Origin of the sequence: Leisingera sp., assembly GCF_034669605.1 — a bacterium.
In the GTDB taxonomy this organism is placed as follows: Bacteria; Pseudomonadota; Alphaproteobacteria; order Rhodobacterales; family Rhodobacteraceae; genus Leisingera.
The window spans coordinates 1-3,961 of the sequence record NZ_JAXMOX010000301.1 but is presented as its reverse complement, the minus strand read 5'-3'; the positions used below and the strand labels follow the sequence as shown (position 1 = coordinate 3,961).

Genomic DNA, 3,961 nt, shown 5'->3' with positions numbered 1-3,961 from the left:
CCAGCCGCTTGTAGATGCCGCGCGAGGGGTCGCGAAAGACAATGTCCTCTCGCCCCTCGCCCTCTGCAAAATCCCCGGCGCTGAACAGATCGCAGCCGGTCACCTTGAGCTTGGTGGCCAGCTCCTTGACCACAAAGCCACTCGGCTCGCCCAAGAGGCTGTCAGCCAGCACCTTGGCCTGATCGTAAAGCGGTGCCACCAACCCGAACAGGTGGCCGTCAAACTCCACGCATTCGCCCACAGCATAGACATCCGGATCCGAGGTCTGCATCTGCGCGTTCACCTCGATCCCGCGCGCCACCTCCAGATGCGCGTCCGTCGCAAGCCGGGTTTCGGGACGGATGCCCACCGCCATCACCACCAGATCGGCACCCAGCGTCTCGCCGCTGTCCAGCAGCACGGCTTGCGCGCATTCTTCGCCCAGGATCGCCTTGGTCGAGGCCTGGGTTTTCACGGTGATGCCGCGTACCTCCAGATCCTTGCGCAGCAGGTATCCTGCGGCTTCGTCCAGCTGGCGCTCCATCAGGTGGCCCATCAGGTGCAGCACGGTCACATCCATGCCGCGCTCTTTCAGGCCTGCCGCAGCTTCCAGCCCCAAGAGGCCGCCGCCGATCACCACCGCCTTGCCGCCTTTGCCTGCGGCCTCGATCATCGCGTTGGTGTCGTTCAGATCGCGGTAAGAGATCACCCCCGGCAGGTCATGGCCCGGCACCGGAATGATAAAGGGGGCGGAACCGGTGGCGATTACCAGCTTGTCGTAAGCCACCGTACCGTTCTCCCCGGTGACAGTCTTGGCCTCCCGGTCGATGGCGGTGACATGCTCGCCAAAACGGCAGGTGACGCCATGTTCCGCATACCAATCATCGGAATGGGTGACGATCTCTTCATAAGCCTTGTCGCCCGACAGCACCGGCGACAGCATGATGCGGTTGTAGTTGCCGCGCGGCTCGGCGTTGAAAAGGGTGATGTCGTAGGCGCTGGGGGCAATCTCGAGCAAGTGCTCGATCACCCGGCCAGAGGCCATGCCGGCCCCGATGATGACGAGTTTCTGGGTCATGGTCTCACTCCGCTGCAATCTGGTTGGCGGCTGGTTTGCGCTTGGGTGTCGCGCCGTGTTCGTATTCCTCGAGGAAATCGAGCACCTCCTGCCGGTAGGTATAATAATCCGAATGCTCCAAGAGTGCCTTGCGGGTGCGCGGGCGCGGCAGGCCGACCTCGGTGATCTTGCCGATTGTGGCTTGCGGGCCGTTGGTCATCATCACCACCCGGTCGGCCAGAAGGATCGCCTCATCCACATCGTGGGTGACGCAAATCGCGGTGACCTTGGTGCGGCTCCAGACCTCCATCAGCACCTCCTGCAGCTCCCAGCGGGTCAGACTGTCGAGCATGCCGAAGGGTTCATCGAGCAGCAGCAGCTTGGGCGATAGCGCAAACGCACGGGCAATGCCGACGCGCTGCTGCATACCGTTCGACATGGCCTGCGCGGGCTTGTCCATCGCATCCGCCAGACCGACGCGTTCGAGGTAGTATTCCACCACGTCCTGCCGTTCGGCCTGGCTGGCCCTGGGGTAAACTTTGTCGACGCCAATCGCGCAGTTTTCCCGTGCCGTAAGCCAGGGGAACAGATTGGGCGACTGGAACACCACCGCGCGCTCCGGGTCGGCGCCTTCGACATGGCGGCGGTCGAGTTTAATCGCACCCTTGGAGATCGGGTTCAGCCCGGCGGCCATGGTCAGCACCGTGGATTTGCCGCAGCCGGAATGGCCGATCAAAGAGATGAATTCACCCTTGTTGATCTTGAGATTGAAATCCTCGACCACCGTCAGCGGCCCCTTGGGGGTCGGGTAGATCTTGTGCAGCTGCGAAAAGTCCAGGAAACGCTCCTCGGTCATCGACTTCGAGGCCTGGGCCACGGCCGCAGGCAGCCCGTGGACCGGGATCACATCCGGCAGGGTTCTGGTGCTTTCGATTTTGGCCTCAATCCCTGCATCCATCAGGCAGGAGGTCACCTCCTTCCGCAGGCGCTTGAAGGTCTCGTCGCTGTTCATGGCAGACCGCTCGCGCGGGCGCGGGATGCTTACCTCAAACTCTTCGCCCAGCGTGCCGTCGGGGTTCAGCGCGATGATGCGGTCGGCCAGCAGGATGGCCTCGTCCACGTCATTGGTGATCAGCACGCAGGTCTTCCTGTCCGCCTGCCAGATCATCTCGATCTCATCCGCCAGATTGGCGCGGGTAAGCGCATCCAGCGCCGACAGCGGCTCATCCAGCAAGAGCACTTCCGGGTCCATTGCCAAGGCGCGGGCCACGTTGACCCGCTGGCGCATGCCGCCCGACAGCTCCGCCGGGCGGCGGTGTGCGGCGTGGCCGAGGCCCACCATTTTCACGTAATGGTCCGCCTTGGCCTCTTTTCCGGCCTTGGGCAGGCCCGGAAAGACCGTGTCCACCGCGAGGGAAACATTGCCGCTCACCGTCAGCCAGGGCATCAGCGAGTAACTTTGGAAGATCACACCGCGCTCGCGACCGGGGCCCGTGACCTCCCTGCCCCTGAAGCTGACAGTGCCCTGCGACGGCCTCTCCAGCCCGGCCATCAGATTGATCAAGGTTGTTTTGCCGGTGCCGGAGAAGCCCAGCAGCACCAGAAACTCGCCCTCTTCCACCTGCAGGTTGATGTTGTTCAAAACATCGGTGCGGGTGGTGCCTTCCCCAAAGCTCTTGGAGACATTTTTGAACTCAAGAACACTCATGACGGATCACCTGTTGTTCGAAAAGGTAAACAGCGATTGCAGCGCGTACATCACCCGGTCCAGCAGGAAACCGATGATGCCGATGGTCAGCACCGCGACGATGATCTTGGCCAGCGACTGCGAAGAACCGTTCTGGAACTCGTCCCAGACGAACTTGCCCAGACCGGGGTTCTGGGCCAGCATTTCGGCTGCGATCAGCACCATCCAGCCGACCCCCAGCGACAGCCGCAGCCCGGTGAAGATCAGCGGCAGGGCCGAGGGCAGCACCAGCTTGGTGATCTTGGTCCAGGTGTTCATTTTCAGAACCTTGGAGACATTGACCAGGTCCTTGTCGATGGAGGCCACTCCCAGCGCGGTATTGATCAGCGTCGGCCACAGCGAACACAGCGTCACGGTGATGGCGGAGACCAGGAACGACTTGGCAAACAGCCCGTCATTGCTGGCATACATCGCTGAGACGATCATCGTCACGATCGGCAGCCAGGCCAGCGGAGACACCGGCTTGAAGATCTGCACCAAGGGGTTGATGGCGGAATTGGCCACCGGCGACAGACCGGCCAGGATGCCCAGCGGGATCGCCACCGCAGAGGCGATCAGGAAGCCGAAGAACACGGTCTGGATCGAGGTCCAGATCTGCTGATAGTAGGACGGCGCGCCGGTATAGGGGATATCTTTCACCCGTTCCGGCTGGCCGCTGTCGATAAAGCGCTGGTTGCGGGCCTCGACCTTTTCGGCATGGGCGCGCTGCTTGACGGCCTTGGCTTGGGCGTCCTGGTGCAGGTTCACCGCCTCGGCCCAGACCGCGGCGGGGCCGGGAATGGCGCCCAGCGAGGTCTGCACCTTGGGCGCCAATGTGCCCCACAGCAGCAGAAAGGCGGCAATGGCGATCACCGGCACCGCCAGCAGGCGCCAGAATTCCTTCATCTGCGCCTTGGGATTGTCGCCCGCGGCGGCTTTCAGAACGGGAGTGATCCAGGCCAGGCCAAAGACCTGAAGCCAGGCATCCAGCTTGTTGATCCGGGTAAACAGCCGCGCGCGGCGGGCTTCGGAGCTGAGCGTGTCGGGGTCGACAGTGGTCATGATGGGATCCTTTTCGGGGAATGCTGTGACAGGACGGCGGCGCGCTGGCCTTCGCAGGCCGCGCCGCCTGCCCGTCCGGTGTCAGCCCTGAACGGCGCTGCCGACGACGGTCTGCCCGGCTTTCAGGCCGATCGGCA

3 protein-coding genes are annotated in these 3,961 nt (G+C 63.1%); all 3 read right to left on the bottom strand.

The window, feature by feature from the left end; genetic code table 11:
* The coding region (locus tag VOI29_RS23150; protein ID WP_323784080.1) for an NAD(P)/FAD-dependent oxidoreductase at positions 1–1,057 on the bottom strand (1,057 nt) is incomplete at its 3' end.
* Positions 1,058–1,061: 4 nt separating this feature from the next.
* Positions 1,062–2,744: an ABC transporter ATP-binding protein gene (locus VOI29_RS23145; RefSeq protein WP_323784078.1), complete on the bottom strand. Its 1,683-nt coding sequence runs from the start codon at positions 2,742–2,744 to the stop codon at positions 1,062–1,064.
* Positions 2,745–2,750: 6 nt separating this feature from the next.
* The gene (locus VOI29_RS23140) at positions 2,751–3,824 is read right to left on the bottom strand and encodes an ABC transporter permease (RefSeq protein ID WP_323784076.1); all 1,074 of its coding nucleotides are present in this window, start codon (positions 3,822–3,824) and stop codon (positions 2,751–2,753) included.
* Between the last annotated feature and the right edge of the window lie 137 nt (positions 3,825–3,961).